This is a genomic window from Enterobacter sp. FUJ80071, from assembly GCF_038739915.1.
Taxonomy (GTDB): Bacteria; Pseudomonadota; Gammaproteobacteria; order Enterobacterales; family Enterobacteriaceae; genus Enterobacter; species Enterobacter kobei.
The window spans coordinates 489,003-512,225 of the sequence record NZ_JBBXKH010000001.1; the positions used below are offsets into that span (position 1 = coordinate 489,003).

Consider the following 23,223-nt stretch of genomic DNA (forward strand, 5'->3'; position numbering starts at 1 on the left):
TAGACGATTAATACAACATGTTGGGTCGGCGAGCATTTTAAGTGCTACATATAGTGATTTGCATCAAACTTGTTTGCGATTTATTTGATGCAGAACAAAGTAAAAAGACGAGAGTACAAACGGCGGGCGCTTCAGCGATTGTAAAGACCAGAAGGAAAAATCTGATTAATTATTCAACAAAAACAAGCGCTCAGCACGGTCTGTACTGAGCGCTACGTGATTAATGGATGCCGCGCACCCAGCTTAAACCTGCCTGTAAAAAGGCGGCGATAGCGACAGTGCCCAGCACCAGTGGGATGAGAAGGGAACGCGCGGCCACCGCATCCTCAATGTGCGGTTCTTCCGTACTCAGGGCAGACAGCGCCTCTTCCCGGGTGCGTGCCGCCAGAAGCTGCTCACGCACACGGTCTTCCGTCAACAGGCTGGTTAGCGTCGTGAGCAGCTGCATATGCGTGCTGCCTGCTTCAGCAGGGGGAATGGCGAGCAGGAAGACCATTCTGACCTCTTCATCCCCCTCCAGCCCCGGCCAGCGTATCGGGTCGTCAAAAAGCGCCAGACAAAACGCCGCCTCATGCACCGTCTCGGTTTTACCGTGTGGAACGGCAAGTGCTTCGCCCAGAGCCGTGGGACCTTCACTTTCACGCTTTAAAACGCTCTGGATAAATGTCTCTTGATCGCCGATGACGTTTCGCCTGACGAGCGGTTCGGCGAGCCAGCGGATCAGCGCTTCAGGGGTACGGTGCGGCGGGTTGATAAAAACCAAATCGGGGTGCGTCAATGCAAGCAAGTTCATATTAAGCCTCTAACAAAAAATCGCAGGTCGCGGAAGGGTGGATCGCCGTTACCGGCTGCACGGGCTCTTCCAGATAGTTGATCTGAGGAAGCCCCGCGAGATCTGCCGGAACGGGAACCGGCTGCGTGCCAGCGTTAAACACGCGGATGACCGTGCCATGCGACTGTTGGGCATGGGGCAGGGCAGACAGAATAAGCGGCTCCGGTAGGGTCAACAGCGAGAAGTGTGCCGGAAGCTGGCGTTCGGGCAGGCGCAACGAAAAGCGCTCAAGGCGATGATCGAGCGTGTGCAGCGTTTGCCGTTGATAGGTAAACGGCTGCCCGGTCGCGAGATTTTCCAACTGACGTAGCGTCAGATGATCGGCACTGTCGGCCAGCGCGACGCTGAATGAAAAGTGCAACGGCTTCAGCAATTGGGCATCGGGGGTCTCAACCACCGTATTATTAATCCCGGATGCCCGACCCGGTCGCCAGTCAAGGTCATTTCGTCCGAGCACACCCGTTGACTTAAACAGCGTCAGGGCAATCACTGCCGGTTCGTGCCCGAGGATCTGAAACTCCTTCATGCCGCGGCTATTCACCACCAGCGCTTTGCCTTCTTCTGCGACAGCGATAATGCCCTCGCTGGTTTCGATATCCACGGGCAGCTCGCGATAGCGTTCCTGCCAGTTTTCATCGTCATACCCCGTTTCGCGTTGGATGATCGCAAAGGGCTGTGAGGCGATAGCGTGATGCGTGTGAATATCGCTGTTGATCAGCAAGCGCAGCCGGTGATCGCAGTGGCTGTTTTCCAGCGCACCGTCGACATACAGGTTCGGATCGTCATGGCGCAATTCACACGCCAGACGCAGGCATAACGGTTTTCTGACTGCATCCTGATGTCCGGCGAGATCCGGCGGCAGAAGCAGCGTCGCCTCAATAACCAGCTTTTCGACAAGAGGCGTTTTCAGGCAATCAATGAGTGTGAAATGGGAACAGCGCGTTGGCGTATCGCCTGCAAGCGGGGAGAAATCGTAGCTGTCGCCCGCATCCGCGCAGTCTTCGAGGGTAAAGAACGCGGGGATGCATCTGCCCGTGTGTTTGTCCTCAAGGGTAAGCGTTCCGGCGTCCAGCATCAGCCGATAATGCGCATTTTCTATTTCGCGGCCCTTTTCCTGTTCAGGCTGCCGTAGCGGCGCAGGGTTATTCTCAACGTTCACGGTGAGATAGCCAACCGACGGCAGAACCGGCGTATGCACAGCAATGTGCCAGCGGAAATAGGGAGGAAGAGGCGTTTCACACTCGCCTTCGGCAGTGAGGGAGATCGCCGTTCCGCCGGGTAAAATGTCTCTTTTCAGGACGTCGAAGCGCACGGGCTGCCCCTGATACGTCAGCGCGATATGTTCAGCCCGGCTATACAGCGTGGTTTTAACCACGCGCCGCATTGGGGTGGTCAGCGGATTGAAGATCAGCAGGTCCCCTTCCTGAGCACAGGCGGCGGCCAGCGTTTTTACCACCAGATTCCACAGGCTGTGACACAGCTGCTCGGTTTGTTCCAGCCGATGCAGAATGTCGCGATTGGTCGCATCGCTATTACAGCCGCCGATAGAGTCGTGGGCGTGGCTTCGCAAAAGCGTCTTCCAGAGGGTATCGACCACAGAGAGATTGACCGGTAGCCCCTGATGCCGCGCCATGGCAATCGTCGGCTCCAGCTGTCGCAGGATAAACTGCTCAATCTCATCATTTTTCTTTTTAATGTCGTAGCGCACGGAGCCGATCGTTTTATGGATGCGGGTGTAGCGTGGCGATTTCAGCTCGCCTTCCCAGCATTCAAACTGCTCACGCTGCGCGCGCAGGATGTCCACGTAACGCTCCAGCGAACTGATGGTGTACCAATCCTGGTTGGGAGAGTGTTTGCTGGCGACCTGCAGGATAGTCGGCAGCGCCGGGTCGATGCTGACCTGATCGCCGCCGCAGGGCAGGAGCAGGTCATCGATACCGGCCCGTGAACGCAGCAAATCGACCATCGGGTAGATTTTCCCCTGCAGATGGCTGGCTTGCGAAGCGATATTTTTAGCCGCGCCATACCCGAGCGCCATCGCGCAGGCGATGACGCTCGCCCCTGACGGTGCGCGCCAGATAAACTGGCTGCGTTTGGCCTGCCGGTCGTGATCGATACCGCGCCAGAAGACGATGTTATCGATATTGCAGCTCTGCAAAATCGTCGGCATTTGCGCATTGTGGCCGAAGGTATCAGGCAGATAACCGACCTGCATCGCATGTCCCAGCGTTCGTGCGGCGAAGATGCCGTACTTCAGGTTGCGGATAATGGATTCGCCATGCACGTTGTAGGTGTCCGTCTGGGTATACCAGGGCCCGACGAAAATCCTTTTTTCTCTGACCAGCTTTTCCAGCCTGGCGCGATAATCGGGATTGATCGCAAGAAAGTCCTCCACGACCGCCATCTGCCCGTCAAGGTGATAGCAGGCATAAGCCGGGTCCTGCTCCAGCGTGTTGATAACATCCGCAAAGTTATATGACGCCAGCACCATGCTGTCCTGACGGGTGAAATACCACTCCTGATCCCAGTGCGTGTGGGCAATAACGTGGATCTGACTCATGATGTTTCCCTCACCTGACGTTCTTTGGGCTGACATAAAGCACGCCCAGGGCGCAAATCAGTGCGCCAATAAAGACGCTCGCCAGATAGCCCGCCACATTGGTCGCCAGCGGCCAGCCCCAGATGGCGGGCAGAGGCAGCGTCTGCTTCACGCCGAGTGCAATCGCCACCAGCGCACCGGCGACGGCACCGGTCATGAACACCGGGATCAGGCGTGGGTTTTTCAGGATGAACGGGATAGCGCCTTCTGAGATCCCGATTACGCCCAGCAATAACGAGGTGCTGCCAACGGTTTTCTCCTCCCGGCTGAAGACGTCCGGCAGACCAAAACGGCCGTTGAGGAATGCGGCAAAACCGACGCCAATGGAGGGGATCACGATAGAGAGTTCGCGGGCGGTTAAATCAAACGTCTCGCTCATGCCATTCAGGCCGAGCGCGACCGAGCCTGCCGCCTTATTGACCGGACCACCAAGGTCGAAAGCGGTGCCCGCGGCGATCATTGCGGAATAGAACCCGCGTCCGGTGTCACCTGCCGAGGTAAAAAAGACCACCATCAGCTGATTAAGCGAGCCAAAAATCGGGTTAATCAGATATTCCATGACCATCACCAGCGTAATGCCGGTGATCAGCGGGACGATTAGCATGGTTTTAATGGTGGTGAGCTGCTGGCGGACATGAATCGAATCGTTGAGCCAGCGCACCAGATAGCCCACAAAGAAGCCAATCCCAATCGCGCCAAAAAAGCCGGAGGGCATAAAGCCCTCGATATCAAAGAAGCGCTTGTAGACTTCGTCTGACATGATGCCGCCGATAAGCCCGGGGATCAGCGCCGGTTTTCCGGCAATGGCAAACGCCAGATACATGGCGAAGACCGGATACATGAACTTGATGGTCATAAAGCCCACTTTATCCAGCACGCTGAACGGCGAATGTTCAATGTTAATAAACTGGCCGGTAATTTTGGCCGTTGCCATCATCAGCCCACCCATGACCACGACCGGTAACATATAGCTGATGGCCGCCATGATATGGCCAATAAATATCTGGTAAGCCGAACGCCGGAGATCGTCCTCGTCTTCATCTGCCACCGCGGTCGCATTTTTTTCCATTGCCAGCGCCTGACGCAGATAGCGGTCGGTGTGCTTGATCAGCTCTTGTGTTCGTGTCTGAAGGTGAGGAATGTCATCAAAACGTTCGGCATCCTGAATGGGGACGTCGGTTGCCAGAATAATGGCGGTGGCAGAAGCAATATCCTGTTTTGTTAAGCGATTTTTAACACCGTCGCTACCCTGCGTTTCGACCTTTACCTCAATGTTATGCGCTTTAGCCCATGCGATAATTTTATTCGCGGCCATAAACGTGTGTGCAATGCCTGTCGGGCAGGCCGTTACCGCGACAACTTTTTGTTTCGTCATTGTCATAATTCCCTGGATGTGAAAACAGGGAAAGTATAAAGAGAAGCCAAAACAGTTTTTAATGTTTGCTAATACTTATTACGTATCGTCATACGCGGGCTTGCAATATGTGAAGCGCCTTCCAGAGGATATTTTTCGGCTGTGGTAAAGTCATGCCAGGATTAAACAGGGTGTAATATATGAATTCATTTCAGGGAAGTGAGCGTTTGATATTTGAATACATTCAGCATCACGCTACTCATATTTCTACTATATCGGCAAAAGAGATTGCCCGTGATACTTTTACCACGACAACCTCCGTTAATCGCGTGTGTAAGAAAATGGGGTATAAAAGTTATACCGAGCTTCGGTATCGTTTTTTGCGCGATCATTTTACCCCTGCGCCTGTAAACCCTGACGTGGGGCCGCAGGCGGAGGAGATTGTGGTGGAGATGTCCAGGTTGCTGACCCATTCCAGCCATATTTTTCTCTATGCACGGGGCGCATCACTCACCAGCCTCAACTACCTGTCGCGTTTTTTATCTCTGGCGAGCCTGCCGCACCTTATTCTCAACGATATGCACCAGCTGACGCGGGTATCGAAGGGAACGCTGGTGTTGATCAGTAAATCCGGAGAGACGCAGTCGTTAATTGAAATGGCGCGTAACGCGCTGCGCAAAGGATTAAAGATTATTGCGATCACGCGAGAGGGGTCTACGCTGGCCGCGCTCTCTTCTCTATGCTGGCCGTTGTTGATTGATATCAACGCGGTATCGTTATATCAGCGGGAAGGGCAGCTGGAACTGTTAAGTGCGGTAGACCGTATCGGCTGTAGGCTGCTGCAGCACGATACGGTGTAGTCAGGTCGTCAGAGCTGCTTCACTATCCCCAGACGGACGGCATAATCATTTTCATGGTTGCCGTCATCGTTGATATAGGTTTTATCCAGTGAAACCAGTTCGACGTAAGGCGTCCAGCCATCGTCGAGCTTGTAGTTGAAGGCGACGGTATGTTCCCAGTAGGTATCATCCCCGGTTCCCTGATCGACACCATCCTGCCAGCGGAAGCGTGGGTTGTAGGACATCCCGAATTTGCCAATGTTATACGCGAACCAGATGTCGAACTGGTGTGACTGGCGGCGGGTATACCCGCTGCCGTCGAGTTCTTTGTCGCTGTGCGCGTCATTGACGGTGTTATAGCGATAACGGGCGGCGAGATTCAGACCGTTATCGAACGCTTTCCAGCCCTGAATGAAGGGGCGGTAATGGGTATTGCTGGCGGTGAAAACCGTCACCATGCCCGGCGCTACGGCAAAGCCGTTTCCAAGATCGAAGCGCCAGCGCGTTTCAATCTCTTGTGCCGCCTCCGTTAAGCCTTTTTCGTCTGGGTTATATCGGTCGGTATCGCCAAAAAAGGTATCATTGTGGTTTTGTGCGGCTTCAACGGAGAAGTAAAAACCATTCTCCGCCTGATGCATGACCTTAATACGGGAATCATTGACGTCTGAGTTTGTGTTGTGACCAAAACGAAGGTCGACGGATGTATTTCCGCACCATCCCTGTGTGCTTAATAATAGTACGCTAATACACGTTGCTTTAATAATTCTCTTTTTCATAATGTCCTGCCGAGGTTATTTGATTGGCAGGGCTATTTTTATTTTCGGCACGCCACGATGTAAAAGTTATCGTCGTACATTTAGCGTATCGCTAAACATAAAAAAAAAGAGATACAGCATGCTGTATCTCCTGATAGTTATTCCTGCACCCACCAGATAGCTTCAAACGGGCGCAAGAGCAGCGTGTCGGGACGGGTGGGGACATCATCATAGTTGCTGAGTGCGACCCGCCATGCGCCCTGTACCGGCTCCGGTTGCCACTGCTGACGCTCGCGGCTCAGGTTCGCCACCACCCTCAGCGTCTGCCCCTGCCACTGACGGCGATAACACCACAGGGAAGGATGGTCCGGGAGCAGATCCTCGTAGTCGCCCCACGTGAGCAGCGGCAGCGTTTTGCGCAGGCGAATCAGCGACTGGTAGGTGTAAAACACCGAGTCCTGGTCGTCCAGCGCCGCGCGGGCGTTCACGGTTTCGTAGTTATCGCAGACGCCAATCCACGGCTCGCCCTCGCTAAAGCCGGCATTGTGCGAGGCGTCCCACTGCATCGGCGTGCGGCCGTTATCGCGGGATTTGCTTGCCAGAATCGCCAGCAGTTCCTCAGGATCGCGACCGTTTGCCCGCATTTCGGCGAACATATTCAGGCTTTCCACATCGCGATAATCGGTGATGCGGCTGAAGTGCGGGTTGGTCATCCCCAGCTCCTCGCCCTGATAAATGTACGGCGTGCCCTGCATACCGTGCAGCACCATGCCCAGCATTTTCGCTGCGGCTACGCGGTGTTCCCCTTCGTCGCCAAAGCGTGAAACGATGCGCGGCTGATCGTGGTTACACCAGAACAGCGCGTTCCAGGCTTTGTTGTGCATCCCCTGCTGCCAGTGGCGGAAGAGGGTTTTCAGCGCGACAAAGTCCGGTTTCGCCTTCGTCCATTTTTCACCGCCCGGGTAATCCACCTTCAGGTGATGGAAGTTAAAGGTCATCGACAGCTCGCGCCCGTCGAGCGAGGCATACTGCTGGCAATTCTCCAGCGAGGTCGAGGACATTTCGCCCACCGTCATCAGGTTTCGCGGGGTAAAGACGTCGCGGCTCATCTCCTGCAGATATTCGTGGATGCGCGGCCCGTCCGTGTAGAAGCGGCGACCGTCGCCCGTTTCGTCATTCGGGAAATCCTGATCTTTTGAAATCAGGTTAATGACGTCCAGACGTAAGCCGTCCACGCCGCGATCGGCCCAGAACTCGCATACCTTTTTCAGCTCGGCGCGCACCTCCGGGTTTTCCCAGTTGAGATCCGCCTGCTCCGGCGCGAAGAGGTGCAGGTAATACTGCTCGCTCTCGGCGTGCCAGCGCCAGGCGTTGCCGCCAAACTTGGAGCGCCAGTTGTTAGGCAGTTGCTCCGGCGTACCGTCGCGCCAGATGTAGAACTGGCGGTACGGGCTTTCCTTATTCAGTGATTCCCGGAACCAGGCGTGCTGGGTTGACGTGTGGTTGAACACCATGTCCAGCACGATGCGAATACCGCGTTGATGCGCCCCGGCGACCAGTTCGTCAAAATCATCCAGCGTACCGTACGCCGGGTCGATGGCGATGTAATTCGCCACGTCATAGCCGTTATCCACCTGCGGCGAGATATAAAACGGCGTCAGCCAGATGGCGTCAATGCCGAGGGTTTTCAGGTAGTCCAGCCGCGCGGTCACGCCGCGTAAATCGCCGGTGCCACTGCCGGTCGTGTCCTGAAAACTCTTTGGATAGATCTGATAGATGACGCCGTTCTGCCACCAGTGAGGAAGGGTATTCATAATGCGTTCCTGCAAATGCGAAGGGGCGCAACTGCGCCCCGAAAGATGAAGTTAAACAATCTGCAGCGCGCCCTGACGGAACTTACGCTGATAAACCACGGTGGTGAGCGCCATTGGGACGATAATCGCAATCGCCATTGCCAGGGCAAACACCTGCCAGTAAGCGGGCTGGATGGAGAGAATGCCCGGCAGACCGCCCACGCCAATCCCGTTCGCCATCACGCCGTTCAGACCACACACAAGGCCTGCCAGACCGGAACCGATCATCGCGCAGAGCATCGGGAAGCGGTATTTCAGGTTGATACCGTACATCGCCGGTTCGGTGACGCCGAGGTAGGCAGAGATCGCGGCCGGAACGGAGATCTCGCGCTCGTTGTGCTTACGGCTGACGATGATGATGCCGGTCACCGCAGACGCCTGCGCAATGTTAGACAGGGCGATAATCGGCCAGACCGGCGTGCCGCCGAGGCTCTGGATCATCTGCATATCAATGGCCAGCGTGGTCTGGTGTACACCGGTAATCACCAGCGGGGCGTACAGGAAGCCAAACAGCGCGGCGCCAATCGGTGCGAAGCTGCCGGTCATCAGGTGGCGCACCGCGAAGGCCACGCCGTCGCCGATCATGCGGCCAAACGGACCGATAAACGCATGTGCCAGGAAGACGGCCAGAATCAGCGAGCAGACCGGAACGACCACCAGATAGAGATAATCCGGCACGATGCGCTTCAGGCGTGTCTCAATAAAGCCCAGCATCAGCCCCGCCAGCAGGGCCGGGATAACCTGCGCCTGATAGCCCACTTTGGCGATGGTGAACAGACCGAAGTTCCACACTTCAGGCACCTGCTGACCAAGTAAGTAAGCGTTCATTAACTGCGGAGAGACCAGCGTGACGCCCAGCACGATACCGAGAATCGGCGTACCGCCCATTTTGCGCACCGCGGACCAGCAAATCCCGACCGGCAGATAGAAGAAGATCGCTTCACCAATCAGCCACAGGAAGTCGTAAACGGTTTTCAGCGCCGGATACATCTGCGCCAGCGTTTTGCCGTCGCTCATCGGCACATCACCGATGACGTTACGGAAACCGAGAATTAAGCCGCCGCTGATCAGCGCCGGCAGCAGCGGGAAGAAGATCTCCGCGAAGTGGGAAATCAGCTGCTCGTGCCACTTCATATTCTGGCGTGCAGCCTTCTTGGCCTGCTCTTTATCCGCCGAGCTGTGCCCGGTGGTTGCCAGCAGAGCCTGATAGTAATCGCCCACTTCGGTACCAATGACCACCTGGAACTGCCCGGCGTTGGTGAAGCAGCCTTTAACCATTTTGAGTTCTTCAATCGCCTTCGGGTTCGCTTTGGCCGGATCGTTCAGCACGAAGCGCAGGCGGGTAATGCAATGGCTAACGGTTGCGATGTTTTCGCGGCCGCCGACCAGGACGATCAGCTGATCAATATCTGCTTGTTTGACTTTACTCATCATGAAACCTCATGACAGATGGTGAGGGGTGTAATGACCTGAGCGCAAGCCTACTCTTTCAGCGTGACGGCGAAAATGGGAACGTTCCCGAAATCGGGCGAAGATCACAATAAACGCTTCAGAGGGGCTATGAAAGATGAGCGGGAATCACGATCTGCCGCGGCTCGCTCCGCCCGTTGATCTGCTCGATCAGCTGCGCGGCGGCCTGTCTGCCGGACTCGGCATAACCCGGATCGACGGTGATGATCTCCGGGTGCAGAAACTTCATCAGCGGCGTGCTGCCGACGCTCGCCACCTGCAGGCTGTCGATGCGCTGCTCCTGAAGGTATTTGCTGGCTCCCAGCGCCAGCGTATCCGTGGCGCACACCAGCGCGGTTGTCTGCGGGGTCAGGACACTGGCAACCTGCTCGTAGCCTTGCTTCATGCCCAGACCCGGCAGGGAGGCGACGGCCGGGAGGTTGTGCTTTTTGCAAAATGCCAGATAGGCCTCATGGCGACGCTTGCCGGTGGTGACGTCGGTGTGGGGTACGCCGAGGAAGCTGATATGGCGATGGCCTTTATCGTACAGACGCTGCATCAGGGTGATAATCGCCCCCTCGTCGTCATAACAGACAGAGGCAAAACCGTGGGCGTCGCGCGCCATCATGACCAGTGAGGGCTGCCAGGGTTTTAGCATCTCGTCTTTAATGCCGGTAAAGCCGAACAGCACCACGCCGTCAATGTTGCGTCGCTGGAGCATGCCCAGATGCTCTTCAACCAGCTGCGGCGAGAACTGGCTCTCCATCATGATGGGGTCATATCCCTGCTCGTAAAAGGCGGGCAACATGGTCTGCACGGCAAGGTTCTCCGAGAGCGAATCCAGACGAGAGACAATAATCGCGACCACTTTGTCACTCTGCCCGCGCATAGCGCGCGCGGAGCGGGAAGGGGAAAAGCCGTGCTGATTCATCACCGCCTCGACGCGCTCGCGGGTGCGTTCGCTGACACCGCTTTCGTTATTCAGCACCCGTGAGACGGTCGATTTCCCCACGCCGCTTAAACGCGCGATGTCTTTAATGGTAAGGCGGTTCTGCATGCTGTTTTCCCTGTAACAACGACAAAATGATCAATTGAGCCTAATGCTATAGCGCGATTTCGCTATGGGCAAAGTCTGGTTTACGTTCGGTTTATTTGCAGGGGGGTATAATACCGCCCGAATCGTCACAAAGGGTACGCTTAAATCCTTATACTGCGCGGCGACACCCTGTTTTTTACTTACCGGAGGCTCCATGGATCCCGATCCCACACCTCTCCTGAACGGGAGAACACGTTCTTTCCGGTAAGCCAGCTTTTGCTGTCTCACCGGTGATGTGAGGCAGCAACGTCCCAAACGTTCCTGCTTGAAAAATTGAGTGCCTGACAGGTACGGCTTTGCCACGCCTGAAGGGAATGCTGCGTCCGCCGTTGCGGATGCGGAGGAATGACTATGTTTAAAAATATCACCCGGCAGCTGCAGGCCCTGCTGAGCCGCCACCTGCCACATCGTCTTATTCAGCGCGACCCGCTGCCCAATGCAAAAAACATCGCGGGTGCAGCGATTCCCGCTTCCCTGACCGAACGCTGCCTGAACGTGGCGGCAATGGATGAGAACGAAGTCTGGCGCGCCTTTGGCGGCCACCCGGAAGGGCTGAACGCGACGGAAGTGGACAAAATCCGCGCCGTGCACGGCGATAACCAAATTCCGGCGCAAAAACCGTCTCCGTGGTGGGTGCACCTGTGGCTCTGCTACCGCAACCCCTTCAACCTGCTGCTGACCGTGCTCGGCATCATCTCCTACGCGACGGAAGATCTCTTTGCCGCTGGGGTGATTGCCCTGATGGTGGGGATTTCCACGCTGCTGAACTTTATTCAGGAAGCCCGCTCCACCAAAGCGGCGGACGCCCTGAAAGCGATGGTCAGCAACACCGCGACCGTCTCGCGCGTGATTAACGACCTCGGCGAAAACGCCTGGGTGGAGCTGCCCATTGACCAGCTGGTGCCGGGTGACCTGGTGAAGCTGGCCGCGGGGGACATGATCCCGGCGGATTTACGCATCATTCAGGCGCGGGATCTGTTTGTCGCCCAGGCCTCCCTGACCGGGGAATCCCTGCCCGTTGAAAAGGTGGCGCGCAGCCGAGATCCGCAGCAGATGAACCCGCTTGAGTGCGACACCCTGTGCTTTATGGGAACCACGGTCGTCAGCGGTACGGCGCAGGCGATTGTCACCGCGACCGGGGGCAACACCTGGTTTGGTCAGCTTGCCGGACGCGTCAGCGAGCAGGAGAGCGAGCCGAATGCCTTCCAGAAAGGGATTGGCCGCGTCAGCATGCTGCTGATCCGCTTTATGATGGTGATGACGCCGATTGTGCTGTTGATCAACGGCTACACCAAGGGCGACTGGTGGGAGGCGGCGCTGTTTGCCCTCTCCGTGGCCGTTGGCTTAACGCCGGAAATGCTGCCGATGATTGTCACCTCCACGCTGGCGCGTGGGGCGGTGAAGCTCTCGAAACAGAAAGTGATCGTCAAGCACCTCGACGCTATCCAGAACTTTGGCGCGATGGACATTCTCTGCACCGACAAAACCGGCACCCTGACGCAGGATAAAATCGTGCTGGAGAACCACACCGATATCGCCGGTAAAACCAGCGAACGCGTGCTGCACAGCGCGTGGCTGAACAGCCATTACCAGACCGGGCTGAAGAACCTGCTCGACGTGGCGGTGCTGGAAGGGGTCGATGAGGAAGCCGCCCGCACGCTCTCCGGTCGCTGGCAGAAGGTGGATGAGATCCCGTTTGACTTTGAACGCCGCCGCATGTCGGTGGTGGTGAGCGAGCAGCCGGACGTGCACCAGCTGATCTGCAAAGGCGCGCTGCAGGAGATCCTGAATGTGTCGACGCAGGTGCGCCATAACGGTGAGATCGTTCCGCTGGACGACACCATGCTGCGCCGCATCAGGCGCGTCACCGACAACCTGAACCGTCAGGGGCTGCGCGTGGTGGCGGTGGCGAGCAAGTTTCTGCCCGCGCGCGAGGGGGACTATCAGCGTATCGACGAATCCGATTTGATCCTCGAGGGTTACATCGCATTCCTCGATCCGCCGAAAGAGACCACCGCGCCTGCGCTAAAAGCGCTGAAGGCGAGCGGGATCACCGTTAAAATCCTCACCGGCGACAGCGAGCTGGTGGCCGCGAAAGTGTGTCACGAAGTCGGGCTGGATGCGGGTGAGGTGGTCGTGGGCAGTGACATTGAGCCCCTGTCCGACGACGAGCTGGCGAAGCTGGCGCAGCACACCACGCTGTTTGCCCGCCTGACACCGATGCACAAAGAGCGCATTGTTACCCTGCTGCGTCGTGAAGGGCACGTTGTGGGCTTTATGGGTGACGGCATCAACGATGCGCCCGCCCTGCGTGCCGCGGATATTGGCATCTCCGTGGACGGCGCGGTGGATATTGCCCGCGAAGCGGCGGATATTATCCTGCTGGAAAAAAGCCTGATGGTGCTGGAGGAAGGCGTTATCGAAGGGCGTCGCACCTTCGCCAACATGCTCAAGTACATCAAAATGACCGCCAGCTCCAACTTCGGTAACGTGTTCAGCGTCCTGGTGGCCAGCGCGTTTCTGCCGTTCCTGCCGATGCTGCCGCTGCACCTGCTGATCCAGAACCTGATGTACGACGTGTCCCAGGTGGCGATCCCGTTTGATAACGTCGACGACGAGCAGATCCAGAAGCCACAGCGCTGGAACCCGTCCGATCTGGGGCGCTTTATGCTGTTCTTTGGGCCGATCAGCTCCATCTTCGACATCCTGACCTTCTGCCTGATGTGGTTTGTGTTCCATGCCAACACGCCGGAACATCAGACGTTGTTCCAGTCCGGCTGGTTCGTGGTGGGTCTGCTGTCGCAAACGCTGATTGTGCATATGATCCGCACGCGCCGCATTCCGTTCATCCAGAGCCGTGCCGCATGGCCGCTGATTGTGATGACGGGCATTGTGATGGCGCTCGGCATCGCGCTGCCGTTCTCGCCGCTGGCAAGTTACCTGCAGCTTCAGGCGCTGCCGCTGAGCTACTTCCCGTGGCTGGTGGCGATCCTCGCGGGCTACATGGTGCTGACGCAGATGGTGAAAGGGTTTTATGCGCGTCGGTATGGGTGGCAGTGATTTTTTGCCGGGTGGCGGCTTCGCCTTACCCGGCCTACTCCCGTCACGTAGGCCCGGTAAGCGCAGCGCCACCGGGCAATAGCTTTCTTCCCAAATTTAACAACCTGTGATCGCCGTCGGCGCATTCGCTTGACGACAATTTGTACGCATGTTAACAGAATGTTTTGCCTTTATTTGGCCCGTCAGATAAGGAACATTCATGTTACGGTACAGCCTCTTAACCGCCGGGCTGCTGCTCGGCGCCTCTGCCTTTGCCGCCCCGGCAGGGGATCTCCCGTTAATGCCCTGGCCTGAGAAGGTGGAACGCCCGACCACGCAGGGCGCACTGGTGCTCACCAGCCAACTTTCCGTGACCGTCAGCGGCGACGATCTCGGCGACGCGGTCAACCGCCTGCGTCAGCGTATCGCCCTGCAAACCGGCTGGACGCTACAGCCGCAGGCTGAGCAACCGGACAAACCGACCATTCGCATCGCCATCGCCAAAAAGGTGAAGCCACAGCCGCTGCCGGACAGTGATGAAAGCTATAAGCTCACGGTGGATGCCAACGGTGTGAACATCTCCGCCAACACCCGCTTCGGCGCGCTGCGGGCGATGGAAACGCTGCTCCAGCTGGTGCAAAACGGCGCGGAAAACACGTCGCTGCCGTGGGTGACCATTGAAGACGCGCCGCGCTTCCCGTGGCGAGGGCTGCTGCTCGACTCGGCGCGCCATTTCATTCCCGTCGTGGATATCAAACGCCAGATTGACGGCATGGCGGCCGCAAAGCTTAACGTCCTGCACTGGCACTTAACCGACGATCAGGGCTGGCGCTTCAGCTCGAAGCGTTACCCGAAGCTGACGCAGCTTGCCAGCGACGGGCTGTTCTATACCCCTGAGCAGATGCGCGAGATTGTTCGCTATGCCACCGAGCGCGGCATCCGCGTGGTGCCGGAGATCGACATGCCGGGCCACGCCTCGGCGATTGCTGTGGCCTACCCGGAGCTGATGAGCGCGCCGGGGCCCTACAAAATGGAGCGCAACTGGGGCGTGCTGAAGCCGGTGCTTGATCCGACCAAAGAGGCCACATACGCCTTTGCTGACGCGATGGTCAGCGAACTGGCAGCGATCTTCCCGGATCCGTATCTGCACATCGGCGGGGATGAGGTGGACGACAGCCAGTGGAAAGCGAACGCCGCGATCCAGACGTTCATGCGCGACAACACACTGGCGGACAGCCACGCGCTGCAGGCCTATTTCAACCGCAAGCTGGAGACGATCCTCGAGAAACATCATCGGCAGATGGTCGGCTGGGATGAGATCTATCATCCTGACTTACCGAAAAGCATTCTGATCCAGTCCTGGCAGGGGCAGGACGCGCTGGGTAAGGTGGCGCAAACCGGCTATAAGGGTATTCTTTCGACCGGTTTCTACCTCGATCAACCCCAGTCCACCGCCTATCACTACCGCAATGAAATCGTTCCCCAGGGGCTGAATGGCGTGGACGTGATAGCAGACACCGACAGCGCCCAGAGCTGGGCCTTCTCCATGCCGCGTCTGAAAGGCAAGCCGGTCGAGGGGAGTTTTACCCTGGTGAAAGGGGACGCCGGCTGGCGCGGTTTTATTGATTTTGCCGGGAAATCCCGCCGTGCGGTGCAGGATATTGCGTGGCGCGACGACAATCAGGTGACGTTTACCGTTGATACCTGGATGGGCGAAACGCGCCCGGTCGTCTCCGTCGATAACGACAAGCTCACCGGTTACTTCCTGGTGGGCAATACCCGCTATCCGATTAGCGGTACCCGTCTGGACGAGGTGCCGAAAGGGATCCCGCCGGTAGTGCCGGACGCGGCGAATCAGGCTAATTTGCTCGGCGGAGAAGCCGCGCTGTGGGCGGAAAACGTGGTCGCGCCGGTGCTGGATATCCGCCTGTGGCCGCGGACGTTTGCGGTGGCGGAGCGGTTATGGTCCGCGCAGGACGTCAATGATGTCGACAACATGTATACCCGCCTGCAGGCGATGGACAGCTGGACGACGGTGTCGGTTGGCCTGCAGCAGCATACCCAGCAGCAGGTGCAATTCACGCGGCTCGCGAATAATGCCGACACGTTGCCGCTGCAAATCCTCGCGCAGGCGCTTGAACCGGCCCAGTATTACACCCGGCAGCACCTCAAGTTCCAGGCGGGAAACTATCACCAGTTTGAGCCGCTTAACCGCCTCGCGGATGCGCTGAATGCGGAAAGCATCACCGTGCGTCAGATGAACAAATGGGCGGACCGTCTGGTGAGCGATGCGGAAGACACGGAAAGCGCCGACGCGCTGCGCCACGTCTTTAATCGCTGGCAGAGCAACACCAGCGACGCGCTGGCGCTGAGCGAAAACAGCTATCAGCTGAAGGCGATTAAACCGGTGATCCTGGAGGTGGATAAGCTTGCCGCAATTGGCCTGAGGCTGACGGATCTGGTGGCGCGACAGGGCACGCTGGATGACAAAGAGATCGCCTCGATTCAACGCGAGCTGGATAACGCGGCGAAGGTGCAGGACGAAGTGGTGATTGCTGCGGTGTATCCGCTGGAGACGCTGCTCAGGGCGACGCGAAACCAGTAACATAAGCGCCCGGTGGCGCTACGCTTACCGGGCCTACGTGACGTGTAGGCCCGGCAAACGAAGTGCCGCCGGGCGTAAAGGCAACTCAGTTCTTCAACATCCACGCCTCTTTCCAGTCTGAACCCACGCCGGGCTCGAACTGGGTAGAGGTCGAACTGTACTGCTTGCAGTACCCACTGTACGGGAATGGCTTGCACTCGTAGGTCTTACCGTCTTTGGGCTGCAACACCACGGTGCCCGCCTTATAAGAGGCAAGGTTATCCGGGAAGATAAAATCAGATTTACCGGTATCGCCGGAGGTTGCTTCACCTTCGAGCATCATATCCAGCACGTCCTGCGCGAACAGGGTGCCGGCTTTATTGGTGGCGTAGTATTTCAGCATGTGGTGCCCTGGCGTGACGTTTGTCAGGTTCATGGTCACATCCTGGTTGCTGTTATTCATATCCTGCTTCAGATAACCTTTTTCCGCTCCGGGATGGTTCAATACGTGTGCTTCAAGGTTCACGTCACCCTGCGTATTGACGTGGAATGTCACCGTCGCGGCACCGTGAGTCACTTTGCTGTAATGCAGGTCAGTCACGGCAATGGATTCATTAACCACCGCTTTTTGCTCTTCATAAGAGATAGCCACTGACTTCAGCGTACTGTCTTCTTTTACGAAGACGCTGTTTGCGCCGTGAACCGGGCTAACGTCTCCGCTTTCATCCTTCACGCCGACGCGCACGTCGTGATGAGCGCTGTTAATTTTTTGCGCCAGATCGTAGGCCCACTGGTTGGCATCTCCCTGTTGAGCCGAGGCGATAGTCAGCTCGGTCGCCATGGAGGCAATTTCGCCGTTGGCATCGAAGAAGCGAGCAATCACTTTATCGCCCACGTTGAGGTTGTTACCTGCAATCTGGCCGCTCAGCGTTTTGCTCCACACGGAGGCGGCGGCCGGGGTTTCATCCGGCGTGACGTTGCCGCCGTTACCGAAGTCCACGTCGATGGCCTGATAGAAACTGTTGGGCGTATCGGCAATTTCCCACACGCCGTAAATCACCTGATAACCGGTACGTTCCGGCACGTTACAGTTCATCGACTGGGTCATTGCGGGCGCCTGGCCGTTGCCGTTTACCGTACAAAACGGCGTTAAGTCGAACTGGTCGCGGGTCAGCGGCTTATTCGGGTTCCAGTTTTGTTTGGTGATGTAATAGCGCCAGTTGGTGGTTTTGTGCGGCGCGGTGTGGTGCCAGACAAACTGATGTACCCCGGCGGTCATCGGCGTTTTGGTCCAGGCATTCTGGCTTTGCTTATCAAGCTGCGAGTAGTTGGCAATCCCGGCGCTGGCGAGTTCGCCATCCGGCGGCAGGCTCCCTGACGGGAAACCGGAGGCACGTTCTACGCTCTGGGGTTCATATTCCACCAGACCGCAGTCAATATTTTGTCCCTGTTTACACATATAAGCGCGGCTGGCAGGGGATTCGATATAGCCGTGTGCCAGCGCAGAAGAGGCTACCGTAAGAGTGGCCATAGCCAACGCAATTCTGGAGATTTTCATTTTTGTCCGAAGCGGGAATTTATAAAGGTGTGCGAGTGTATTTATTCCCGGACCGCGTCGTCATCGTATTACGAAGGTAAAAATAGCCAAATAAAAAAGGCAGCCGAAGCTGCCCTGGTTTACCTGAAATTGATTAGCGGCGCACGGCGATCGCTTCGATTTCAATTTTCACGTCTTTTGGCAGACGCGCCACTTCAACGCAGGAGCGCGCCGGGAAGGTCGCATTGTATTCGGTAAAGAATGCTTCGTAAGTGGCGTTAACGGTCGCGAAATCATTCAGATCTTTCACGAACACGGTCGTTTTCACGATGTCGCCCACTTTCAGACCGGCAGATTCAACGATAGCCTGCACGTTTTCCAGCGACTGACGCGCCTGTGCCGCTACGTCGGCTGGCACTTCACCGGTTTTTGGGTTCACCGGGATCTGGCCCGAGGTGATGATCATGCTGCCCAGATCAACGCCCTGAACGTACGGGCCGATAGCCGCGGGTGCATTTTCCGTCGCGAGTACTTTGGTCATGATTTCTCCAGAATAACAGCTGATTAAATGTTCCCGGCCATTATAGGGAGGCCGGGATCCTTTACCAACCTCAATTAGTTGGCCAGCACCACATAATGAGAAAACTCTTTTTCGCAGTATTTGCATTTGAGTGCGATGTCATCAGCGCGTTTTTTCACTGCAAAACTGGATGAAACCGGCTCAGCATGACTGATGCAGTTGCTGTTCGGACAGACCAGCACGCTCTCAATGCGATCCGGCAGGCCAGGATGGGATTTGCCGACCACTTCATACTCGTCGATGCGGTTGACGGTAGCATCCGGTGCGTATAGCGACAGCTGGTTGACCTGCTCGTCGGTCAGGAAGGTATTCTCGATTTTGATCAAGTCCTTGCGGCCCATCTCGCCCGACGGCAGGTTCAGGCCAATGGTGATGCGCTGATCGGTCTCGGTCAGTTTGAACAGCGTCAGCAGCTTAAAGCCCACCTGCGCAGGGATGTGGTCAATCACGGTGCCACGTTTGATGGCTTCAACCTGGAGTTTGTTATCGTGTGTCATGGTCGTCTCCCCTTACAGAGCTAAATCGCGATTCAGAACCAGTGCCAGTAACGCCTGGCGGGCGAAGATACCGTTCCCGGCCTGCTGGAAGTACCAGGCGTGCGGCGTTTTATCCACGTCAGTGGTGATCTCATCGATGCGCGGCAGCGGGTGCAGCACCTTCATGTTGTCGCGCGCGCCGTCGAGGTCGCTGGCGCGCAGGACAAACTGCGCCTTCACGTTGGCGTACTCGGAAGGATCCAGACGCTCTTTCTGCACGCGGGTCATGTAGAGAATATCCACGTGGCTCATCACCTCTTCGATGCTGGCGTGCAGGCTCCACGCAATGCCTTTTTCGTCCAGCATATCGAGAATGTACTGCGGCATCGCCAGCGCGTCTGGGGCGATGAAGAAGAAGCGGTTGCCGTTAAATTTCGCCAGCGCCTGGGTCAGGGAGTGGACGGTGCGGCCATATTTCAGGTCGCCGACCATGGCGATGTTCAGGTTCTCCAGCGTGCCCTGCGTCTCCTGAATGGTGAACAGATCCAGCAGGGTCTGCGTCGGATGCTGGTTAGCACCGTCCCCGGCGTTCAGTACCGGGATGCCGCCGGAAAACTCGGTCGCCAGGCGCGCCGCGCCCTCCTGCGGGTGGCGCATCACAATCGCGTCTACGTAGGTGCTGATCACTGAAATGGTATCCGCCAGGGTCTCGCCTTTTTTACCCAGCGACGTGTTGCTGCTGTCTGAGAAGCCCACCACGCTCGCGCCCAGGCGGTGCATGGAGGTCTCAAAGGAGAGGCGGGTGCGGGTCGAGGCTTCAAAGAAGCAGCTCGCAATCACCTTGTGCTTCAGCAGCTCCGGTTGCGGATTGGCCTTCAGTTTTGCCGCGGTTTCCAGAACCAGTTCCAGCTCTTCGCGGCTGAGGTCGTTTATGGAAATGATGTGTTTTTGATAAAGCGGATTCATGTTTATCTCCTGACGCCGGGCAAAAAAAAACCCCTCAAATGAGGGGCTCTGGGAATAGATTAAGCAACGGGAAGAAAAACGGCAGGCCAGCGTCTGATTTCAGACGCGGTAAGACGTTATGTCGTACACGCTTGACCATGCTTCCTCCCGGCAAATTGTCGGGCATTATACGCAGCTCGCTTTGCGGATCAAGCGATTTAATGCACGCTTTACTCAATGCAAACGGTTCTTTATGAATATTAATGCGTTCTGAGTAAATAATTAATTTGCTTATGCACCAGCGCGGTGCGCTTCACCACCCGAGGGGCGACCCAGACGATACTGCTTCCGGCCACCACGCCTAAAATTTCCGGTAACTGGTGATAATCCAGGATACGCGCCACCGCGCGGCCATATCCGGCAACGGTATGGATAAGGATAAATTCGCTATTGTGCTCAACGCTCACCACCATTTCGGACACGGTGCGCGCGGCATCAGGAGCCGGGCGCAGCTGGGGATTCAGCGAATAAATCTTTAGCCCTTTGGCATTTCGAATTTTTATGACACCGAGCAACTTGAGCAGACGTGAAACGGTGGACTGGCTGATGGTCTCAAAACCCCGCTCCTGTAAGTCGCGGCGGATCTCCTCCTGAGAGAGATAGCCCTTTTCCGCGATCAGACGCTGGCAGACCGTTAGCTGTAGTTGCTCTTTGGGAGAGTACTCTTCGTAATCCATCATAGTTCCCATATCAGTTCCCGAAATAACCGGTGACACCGCACCGATCCACAGGCCGGATAAGCGCAGCGCCATCCGGCAAATTACAACAACGCCCCCAGACTTAACGCCACCATAATCACCACCGTTAAAATCCCCAGCAGCGGCGCGACCCATTTCAGATAGCGCACGTAAGGCACGCGGGCGATAGCCAGCCCGCCCATTACGACGGCAGAGGTGGGAGTGATCAGGTTAACGATACCGGACGCCGACTGGTAAGCCGTAACCACCAGGTCGCGGTTGACGTTAGCGAAATCGGCAAGAGGCGCCATGATCGGCATCGTCAGAACGGCCAGGCCGGACGAAGAAGGCACAAGAAACGACAGCACCACCTCCAGCCAGTACATCACGTTGATGAACGCCACCGTCGATAAGCCGGTAACCATTCCCTCGGCGCTGTGCAAAATGGTATGGGTAATCATGCCCTTATCCATGATCACTACGATACCGCGCGCGATACCGATAATCAGCGCGACGCCCAGCAAATCTCGCGCGCCGTTGATAAAGGTTGAGGTCAGTTCCTCTTCGCTCATGCGGGCGATCAGGCCGACGATTATTGCACTGGCGAGAAACACCGCTGAGATCTCCGCCATCCACCAGCCGAGCACCGCCACGCCGTAGATCATGACCGCGAAGGCAAGGGCGAAAATCACCAGGATGATTTTGCGCACCGGGGTGAATTCCAGCGACTGTTCGCCCTTGTTGCCGAGGAAGTGGGCGAGGTTCTCCTCCTGTTTGTCCGCCACGATGGAGAGAGAGGGATCCTTGCGCACTTTACGGGCATAGCGCATCACCCACGCCACACAGATGATCCACCCGATGACCAGCAGCGCGACGCGCAGGGCGATACCGTTGGTGAAGGGGATCCCGGCGGCGTTGGCGGCGATCACCGTCGCGAACGGGTTAATGGTGGAGCCAAGCGTGCCGATCCCGGCGCCGAGCAGCACGGTGGAGGCGGCTACCACCGGGTCGAAACGGGCGGCCAACATCACCGGAACCAGCAGGGTATAGAACGGCAGGGACTCTTCGGCCATGCCGTAAATGGTGCCGCCTGCGGCAAACAGCGCCATCAGGATCGGGATCATCCACTCTTCGCGACCGCGCAACCGGGTGGTGACGCGTTCGATCCCGGCGTCAATGGCCCCGGTTTTGGTGACGATCCCAAGGAATCCCCCGATGATCAGTATAAACAGCGCAACGTCGATCGCCCCGGCCTGGCCGGACTCGGGATCGTACAACCCGGCAATCGGGGCCATCAGCACGGAAACCAGTCCCTGCGGATGGGCCGCTACGTGCGCATAGGTTCCGGCAACCGGCACGTCCTTGCCGAGCGCCTCGTTCATGGCCATGTGATACTGCCCGGCCGGAACAATCCACGTCAGGACGGCAACGACGGCAATCAGAAAAAAGAGAATGGTGTATGCGGAGGGAAATTTGAACTTGCCCATGATGTTCTCCTGAAACCCGGCGCACCCCGCGGCGCGCCGGGCGGTGATTAGTCGCCGAGTGTCGCCACCATGACCGCTTTAATGGTATGCATGCGGTTTTCTGCTTCATCAAAGACGATAGAGTTCGGGGATTCGAAGACCTCTTCCGTCACCTCCAGCCCTTTCAGGCCATAGGCCATTTCGATTTCGCGGCCCACTTTGGTGTGCTCGTTGTGAAACGCCGGCAGGCAGTGCATGAACTTGACGTTCGGGTTGCCGGTGGCTTTCATGACGTCCGCGTTAATTTGATACGGCTTCATCAGGCTGACGCGTTCGGCCCACGCCTCTTTCGGCTCGCCCATGGAGACCCACACGTCGGTGTAGAGGAAATCCGTCCCGCGCACGCCTTCTTCCACGTCGTCGGTCAGGGTGATGCGCGCGCCCGTTTCTTTCGCGATGGCACGGCACTGCTCAACCAGACCCGCTTCCGGCCAGAAGGATTTCGGTGCCACCAGGCGGATGTCCATCCCCATTTTGGCCGCGCCGACCATCAGGGAGTTGCCCATGTTGTTGCGTGCGTCGCCGAGATAAGCAAAGCTTAGCTCCGGCAGGGTTTTGCCCGGCGCGTGCTCCAGCATGGTCATCAGATCGGCGAGGATCTGCGTCGGATGGAATTCGTCGGTCAGGCCGTTCCACACCGGTACGCCCGCGTATTCACCCAGCTCTTCAACAATCGCCTGGCCGTAGCCGCGGTATTCGATACCGTCATACATACGCCCCAACACGCGGGCGGTGTCTTTCATCGACTCTTTATGGCCGATCTGCGATCCGCTTGGGCCGAGGTAGGTCACCTGCGCACCCTGGTCAAACGCGCCCACTTCGAAGGCGCAGCGGGTGCGGGTGGAGGTTTTTTCAAAGATCAGGGCGATGTTTTTGCCGACCAGGGTTTGCTTTTCGCGTCCGGCTTTTTTGGCCGCTTTCAGCTCGATGGCGAGGTCGATCAGGTACTGGATCTCCGCCGGGGTGTAGTCCAGCAGTTTCAGGAAGTTGCGGTTTTTCAGGTTGATGGTCATATGGGAAAT

18 protein-coding genes and 1 pseudogene are annotated in these 23,223 nt (G+C 57.2%); 4 read left to right on the top strand and 15 right to left on the bottom strand.

Features of this window, described 5'->3' with window-relative positions:
• Positions 1 to 220 precede the first annotated feature (220 nt).
• The 3 genes from AAER43_RS02315 to AAER43_RS02325 are packed head-to-tail and all read right to left on the bottom strand — an operon-like array spanning position 221 to position 4,806.
• On the bottom strand, positions 221 to 793 hold the full coding sequence (locus tag AAER43_RS02315) for a PTS sugar transporter subunit IIA (protein WP_050862213.1): 573 nt from the start codon (positions 791 to 793) through the stop codon (positions 221 to 223).
• Position 794: 1 nt separating this feature from the next.
• Positions 795 to 3,392 carry a glycoside hydrolase family 38 C-terminal domain-containing protein gene (locus AAER43_RS02320; RefSeq protein ID WP_050862212.1) on the bottom strand — a complete coding sequence of 866 codons (2,598 nt, stop codon included), beginning with the start codon at positions 3,390 to 3,392 and terminating at the stop codon, positions 795 to 797.
• Between the two features lie 10 nt (positions 3,393 to 3,402).
• Complete coding sequence (locus tag AAER43_RS02325; protein WP_071847093.1) at positions 3,403 to 4,806, bottom strand: fructose-specific PTS transporter subunit EIIC; 1,404 nt, start codon at positions 4,804 to 4,806, stop codon at positions 3,403 to 3,405.
• A 179-nt stretch (positions 4,807 to 4,985) separates the two neighbouring features.
• On the opposite strand from AAER43_RS02325, the gene AAER43_RS02330 reads away from it, so the two are divergent.
• Positions 4,986 to 5,645 carry a MurR/RpiR family transcriptional regulator gene (locus AAER43_RS02330; protein WP_014882297.1) on the top strand — a complete coding sequence of 220 codons (660 nt, stop codon included), beginning with the start codon at positions 4,986 to 4,988 and terminating at the stop codon, positions 5,643 to 5,645.
• 8 nt (positions 5,646 to 5,653) lie between these two features.
• Here the strand turns inward: AAER43_RS02330 and AAER43_RS02335 are convergent, their stop codons facing one another.
• The 4 genes from AAER43_RS02335 to treR all read right to left on the bottom strand — a co-directional run bounded on the left by AAER43_RS02335 (position 5,654) and on the right by treR (position 10,738).
• A complete protein-coding gene (locus AAER43_RS02335) occupies positions 5,654 to 6,400 on the bottom strand; it encodes an oligogalacturonate-specific porin KdgM family protein (protein WP_050862211.1) in 747 nt (248 codons plus the stop codon).
• 137 nt (positions 6,401 to 6,537) lie between these two features.
• The gene (treC, locus tag AAER43_RS02340; protein WP_032637631.1) at positions 6,538 to 8,193 is read right to left on the bottom strand and encodes an alpha,alpha-phosphotrehalase; all 1,656 of its coding nucleotides are present in this window, start codon (positions 8,191 to 8,193) and stop codon (positions 6,538 to 6,540) included.
• A gap of 51 nt (positions 8,194 to 8,244) precedes the next feature.
• Positions 8,245 to 9,663 carry a PTS trehalose transporter subunit IIBC gene (treB, locus tag AAER43_RS02345; RefSeq protein WP_014882300.1) on the bottom strand — a complete coding sequence of 473 codons (1,419 nt, stop codon included), beginning with the start codon at positions 9,661 to 9,663 and terminating at the stop codon, positions 8,245 to 8,247.
• 127 nt (positions 9,664 to 9,790) lie between these two features.
• Entirely contained in the window at positions 9,791 to 10,738 is a 948-nt protein-coding gene (treR, locus tag AAER43_RS02350) for a trehalose operon repressor TreR (RefSeq protein ID WP_014882301.1), read from the bottom strand.
• 390 nt (positions 10,739 to 11,128) lie between these two features.
• On the opposite strand from treR, the gene mgtA reads away from it, so the two are divergent.
• Entirely contained in the window at positions 11,129 to 13,837 is a 2,709-nt protein-coding gene (mgtA, locus tag AAER43_RS02355) for a magnesium-translocating P-type ATPase (RefSeq protein ID WP_050862210.1), read from the top strand.
• A 199-nt stretch (positions 13,838 to 14,036) separates the two neighbouring features.
• Complete coding sequence (locus tag AAER43_RS02360) at positions 14,037 to 16,421, top strand: family 20 glycosylhydrolase (protein WP_050862209.1); 2,385 nt, start codon at positions 14,037 to 14,039, stop codon at positions 16,419 to 16,421.
• An 85-nt stretch (positions 16,422 to 16,506) separates the two neighbouring features.
• On the opposite strand, the gene gbpA is transcribed toward AAER43_RS02360, so the two are convergent.
• From gbpA to AAER43_RS02385, 5 genes are all read right to left on the bottom strand, one after another.
• Positions 16,507 to 17,958 (bottom strand): N-acetylglucosamine-binding protein GbpA, encoded by a 1,452-nt coding sequence (gene gbpA, locus AAER43_RS02365; RefSeq protein ID WP_047343874.1) that lies wholly within the window; start codon positions 17,956 to 17,958, stop codon positions 16,507 to 16,509.
• Positions 17,959 to 18,091: 133 nt separating this feature from the next.
• A complete protein-coding gene (gene ridA, locus AAER43_RS02370; protein WP_050862208.1) occupies positions 18,092 to 18,478 on the bottom strand; it encodes a 2-iminobutanoate/2-iminopropanoate deaminase in 387 nt (128 codons plus the stop codon).
• Between the two features lie 74 nt (positions 18,479 to 18,552).
• Entirely contained in the window at positions 18,553 to 19,014 is a 462-nt protein-coding gene (gene pyrI, locus AAER43_RS02375) for an aspartate carbamoyltransferase regulatory subunit (protein WP_014882306.1), read from the bottom strand.
• Positions 19,015 to 19,026: 12 nt separating this feature from the next.
• Positions 19,027 to 19,959 carry an aspartate carbamoyltransferase gene (gene pyrB, locus AAER43_RS02380; RefSeq protein WP_014882307.1) on the bottom strand — a complete coding sequence of 311 codons (933 nt, stop codon included), beginning with the start codon at positions 19,957 to 19,959 and terminating at the stop codon, positions 19,027 to 19,029.
• A gap of 34 nt (positions 19,960 to 19,993) precedes the next feature.
• Positions 19,994 to 20,098, bottom strand: a complete 105-nt coding sequence (locus tag AAER43_RS02385; protein WP_022646880.1) for a pyrBI operon leader peptide — start codon at positions 20,096 to 20,098, stop codon at positions 19,994 to 19,996.
• Here AAER43_RS02385 and AAER43_RS02390 point away from each other — a divergent pair.
• Positions 20,078 to 20,202: pseudogene (locus AAER43_RS02390) on the top strand (hypothetical protein). The gene AAER43_RS02385 and the pseudogene AAER43_RS02390 sit on opposite strands and share 21 nt — an antisense overlap.
• Here the strand turns inward: AAER43_RS02390 and AAER43_RS02395 are convergent.
• The 3 genes from AAER43_RS02395 to argF all read right to left on the bottom strand — a co-directional run bounded on the left by AAER43_RS02395 (position 20,199) and on the right by argF (position 23,214).
• Positions 20,199 to 20,678, bottom strand: a complete 480-nt coding sequence (locus AAER43_RS02395; RefSeq protein ID WP_014882308.1) for an ArgR family transcriptional regulator — start codon at positions 20,676 to 20,678, stop codon at positions 20,199 to 20,201. The pseudogene AAER43_RS02390 and the gene AAER43_RS02395 sit on opposite strands and share 4 nt — an antisense overlap.
• An 80-nt stretch (positions 20,679 to 20,758) precedes the next feature.
• Positions 20,759 to 22,162: a YfcC family protein gene (locus AAER43_RS02400; protein WP_045134401.1), complete on the bottom strand. Its 1,404-nt coding sequence runs from the start codon at positions 22,160 to 22,162 to the stop codon at positions 20,759 to 20,761.
• 47 nt (positions 22,163 to 22,209) lie between these two features.
• On the bottom strand, positions 22,210 to 23,214 hold the full coding sequence (argF, locus tag AAER43_RS02405) for an ornithine carbamoyltransferase (RefSeq protein WP_023310201.1): 1,005 nt from the start codon (positions 23,212 to 23,214) through the stop codon (positions 22,210 to 22,212).
• Between the last annotated feature and the right edge of the window lie 9 nt (positions 23,215 to 23,223).

What these genes read in the sequence shown, in the direction of transcription:
- pyrB (WP_014882307.1), bottom strand. Translation starts at nt 19,959, where the DNA reads ATGAATCCGCTTTATCAAAAACACATCATTTCCATAAACGACCTCAGC.
- AAER43_RS02320 (WP_050862212.1), bottom strand. Translation starts at nt 3,392, where the DNA reads ATGAGTCAGATCCACGTTATTGCCCACACGCACTGGGATCAGGAGTGG.
- gbpA (WP_047343874.1), bottom strand. Translation starts at nt 17,958, where the DNA reads ATGAAAATCTCCAGAATTGCGTTGGCTATGGCCACTCTTACGGTAGCC.
- pyrI (WP_014882306.1), bottom strand. Translation starts at nt 19,014, where the DNA reads ATGACACACGATAACAAACTCCAGGTTGAAGCCATCAAACGTGGCACC.
- AAER43_RS02385 (WP_022646880.1), bottom strand. Translation starts at nt 20,098, where the DNA reads ATGGTCAAGCGTGTACGACATAACGTCTTACCGCGTCTGAAATCAGAC.
- AAER43_RS02315 (WP_050862213.1), bottom strand. Translation starts at nt 793, where the DNA reads ATGAACTTGCTTGCATTGACGCACCCCGATTTGGTTTTTATCAACCCG.
- treC (WP_032637631.1), bottom strand. Translation starts at nt 8,193, where the DNA reads ATGAATACCCTTCCTCACTGGTGGCAGAACGGCGTCATCTATCAGATC.
- AAER43_RS02400 (WP_045134401.1), bottom strand. Translation starts at nt 22,162, where the DNA reads ATGGGCAAGTTCAAATTTCCCTCCGCATACACCATTCTCTTTTTTCTG.
- ridA (WP_050862208.1), bottom strand. Translation starts at nt 18,478, where the DNA reads ATGACCAAAGTACTCGCGACGGAAAATGCACCCGCGGCTATCGGCCCG.
- mgtA (WP_050862210.1), top strand. Translation starts at nt 11,129, where the DNA reads ATGTTTAAAAATATCACCCGGCAGCTGCAGGCCCTGCTGAGCCGCCAC.
- AAER43_RS02330 (WP_014882297.1), top strand. Translation starts at nt 4,986, where the DNA reads ATGAATTCATTTCAGGGAAGTGAGCGTTTGATATTTGAATACATTCAG.
- argF (WP_023310201.1), bottom strand. Translation starts at nt 23,214, where the DNA reads ATGACCATCAACCTGAAAAACCGCAACTTCCTGAAACTGCTGGACTAC.
- AAER43_RS02395 (WP_014882308.1), bottom strand. Translation starts at nt 20,678, where the DNA reads ATGATGGATTACGAAGAGTACTCTCCCAAAGAGCAACTACAGCTAACG.
- AAER43_RS02325 (WP_071847093.1), bottom strand. Translation starts at nt 4,806, where the DNA reads ATGACGAAACAAAAAGTTGTCGCGGTAACGGCCTGCCCGACAGGCATT.
- treB (WP_014882300.1), bottom strand. Translation starts at nt 9,663, where the DNA reads ATGAGTAAAGTCAAACAAGCAGATATTGATCAGCTGATCGTCCTGGTC.
- AAER43_RS02335 (WP_050862211.1), bottom strand. Translation starts at nt 6,400, where the DNA reads ATGAAAAAGAGAATTATTAAAGCAACGTGTATTAGCGTACTATTATTA.
- AAER43_RS02360 (WP_050862209.1), top strand. Translation starts at nt 14,037, where the DNA reads ATGTTACGGTACAGCCTCTTAACCGCCGGGCTGCTGCTCGGCGCCTCT.
- treR (WP_014882301.1), bottom strand. Translation starts at nt 10,738, where the DNA reads ATGCAGAACCGCCTTACCATTAAAGACATCGCGCGTTTAAGCGGCGTG.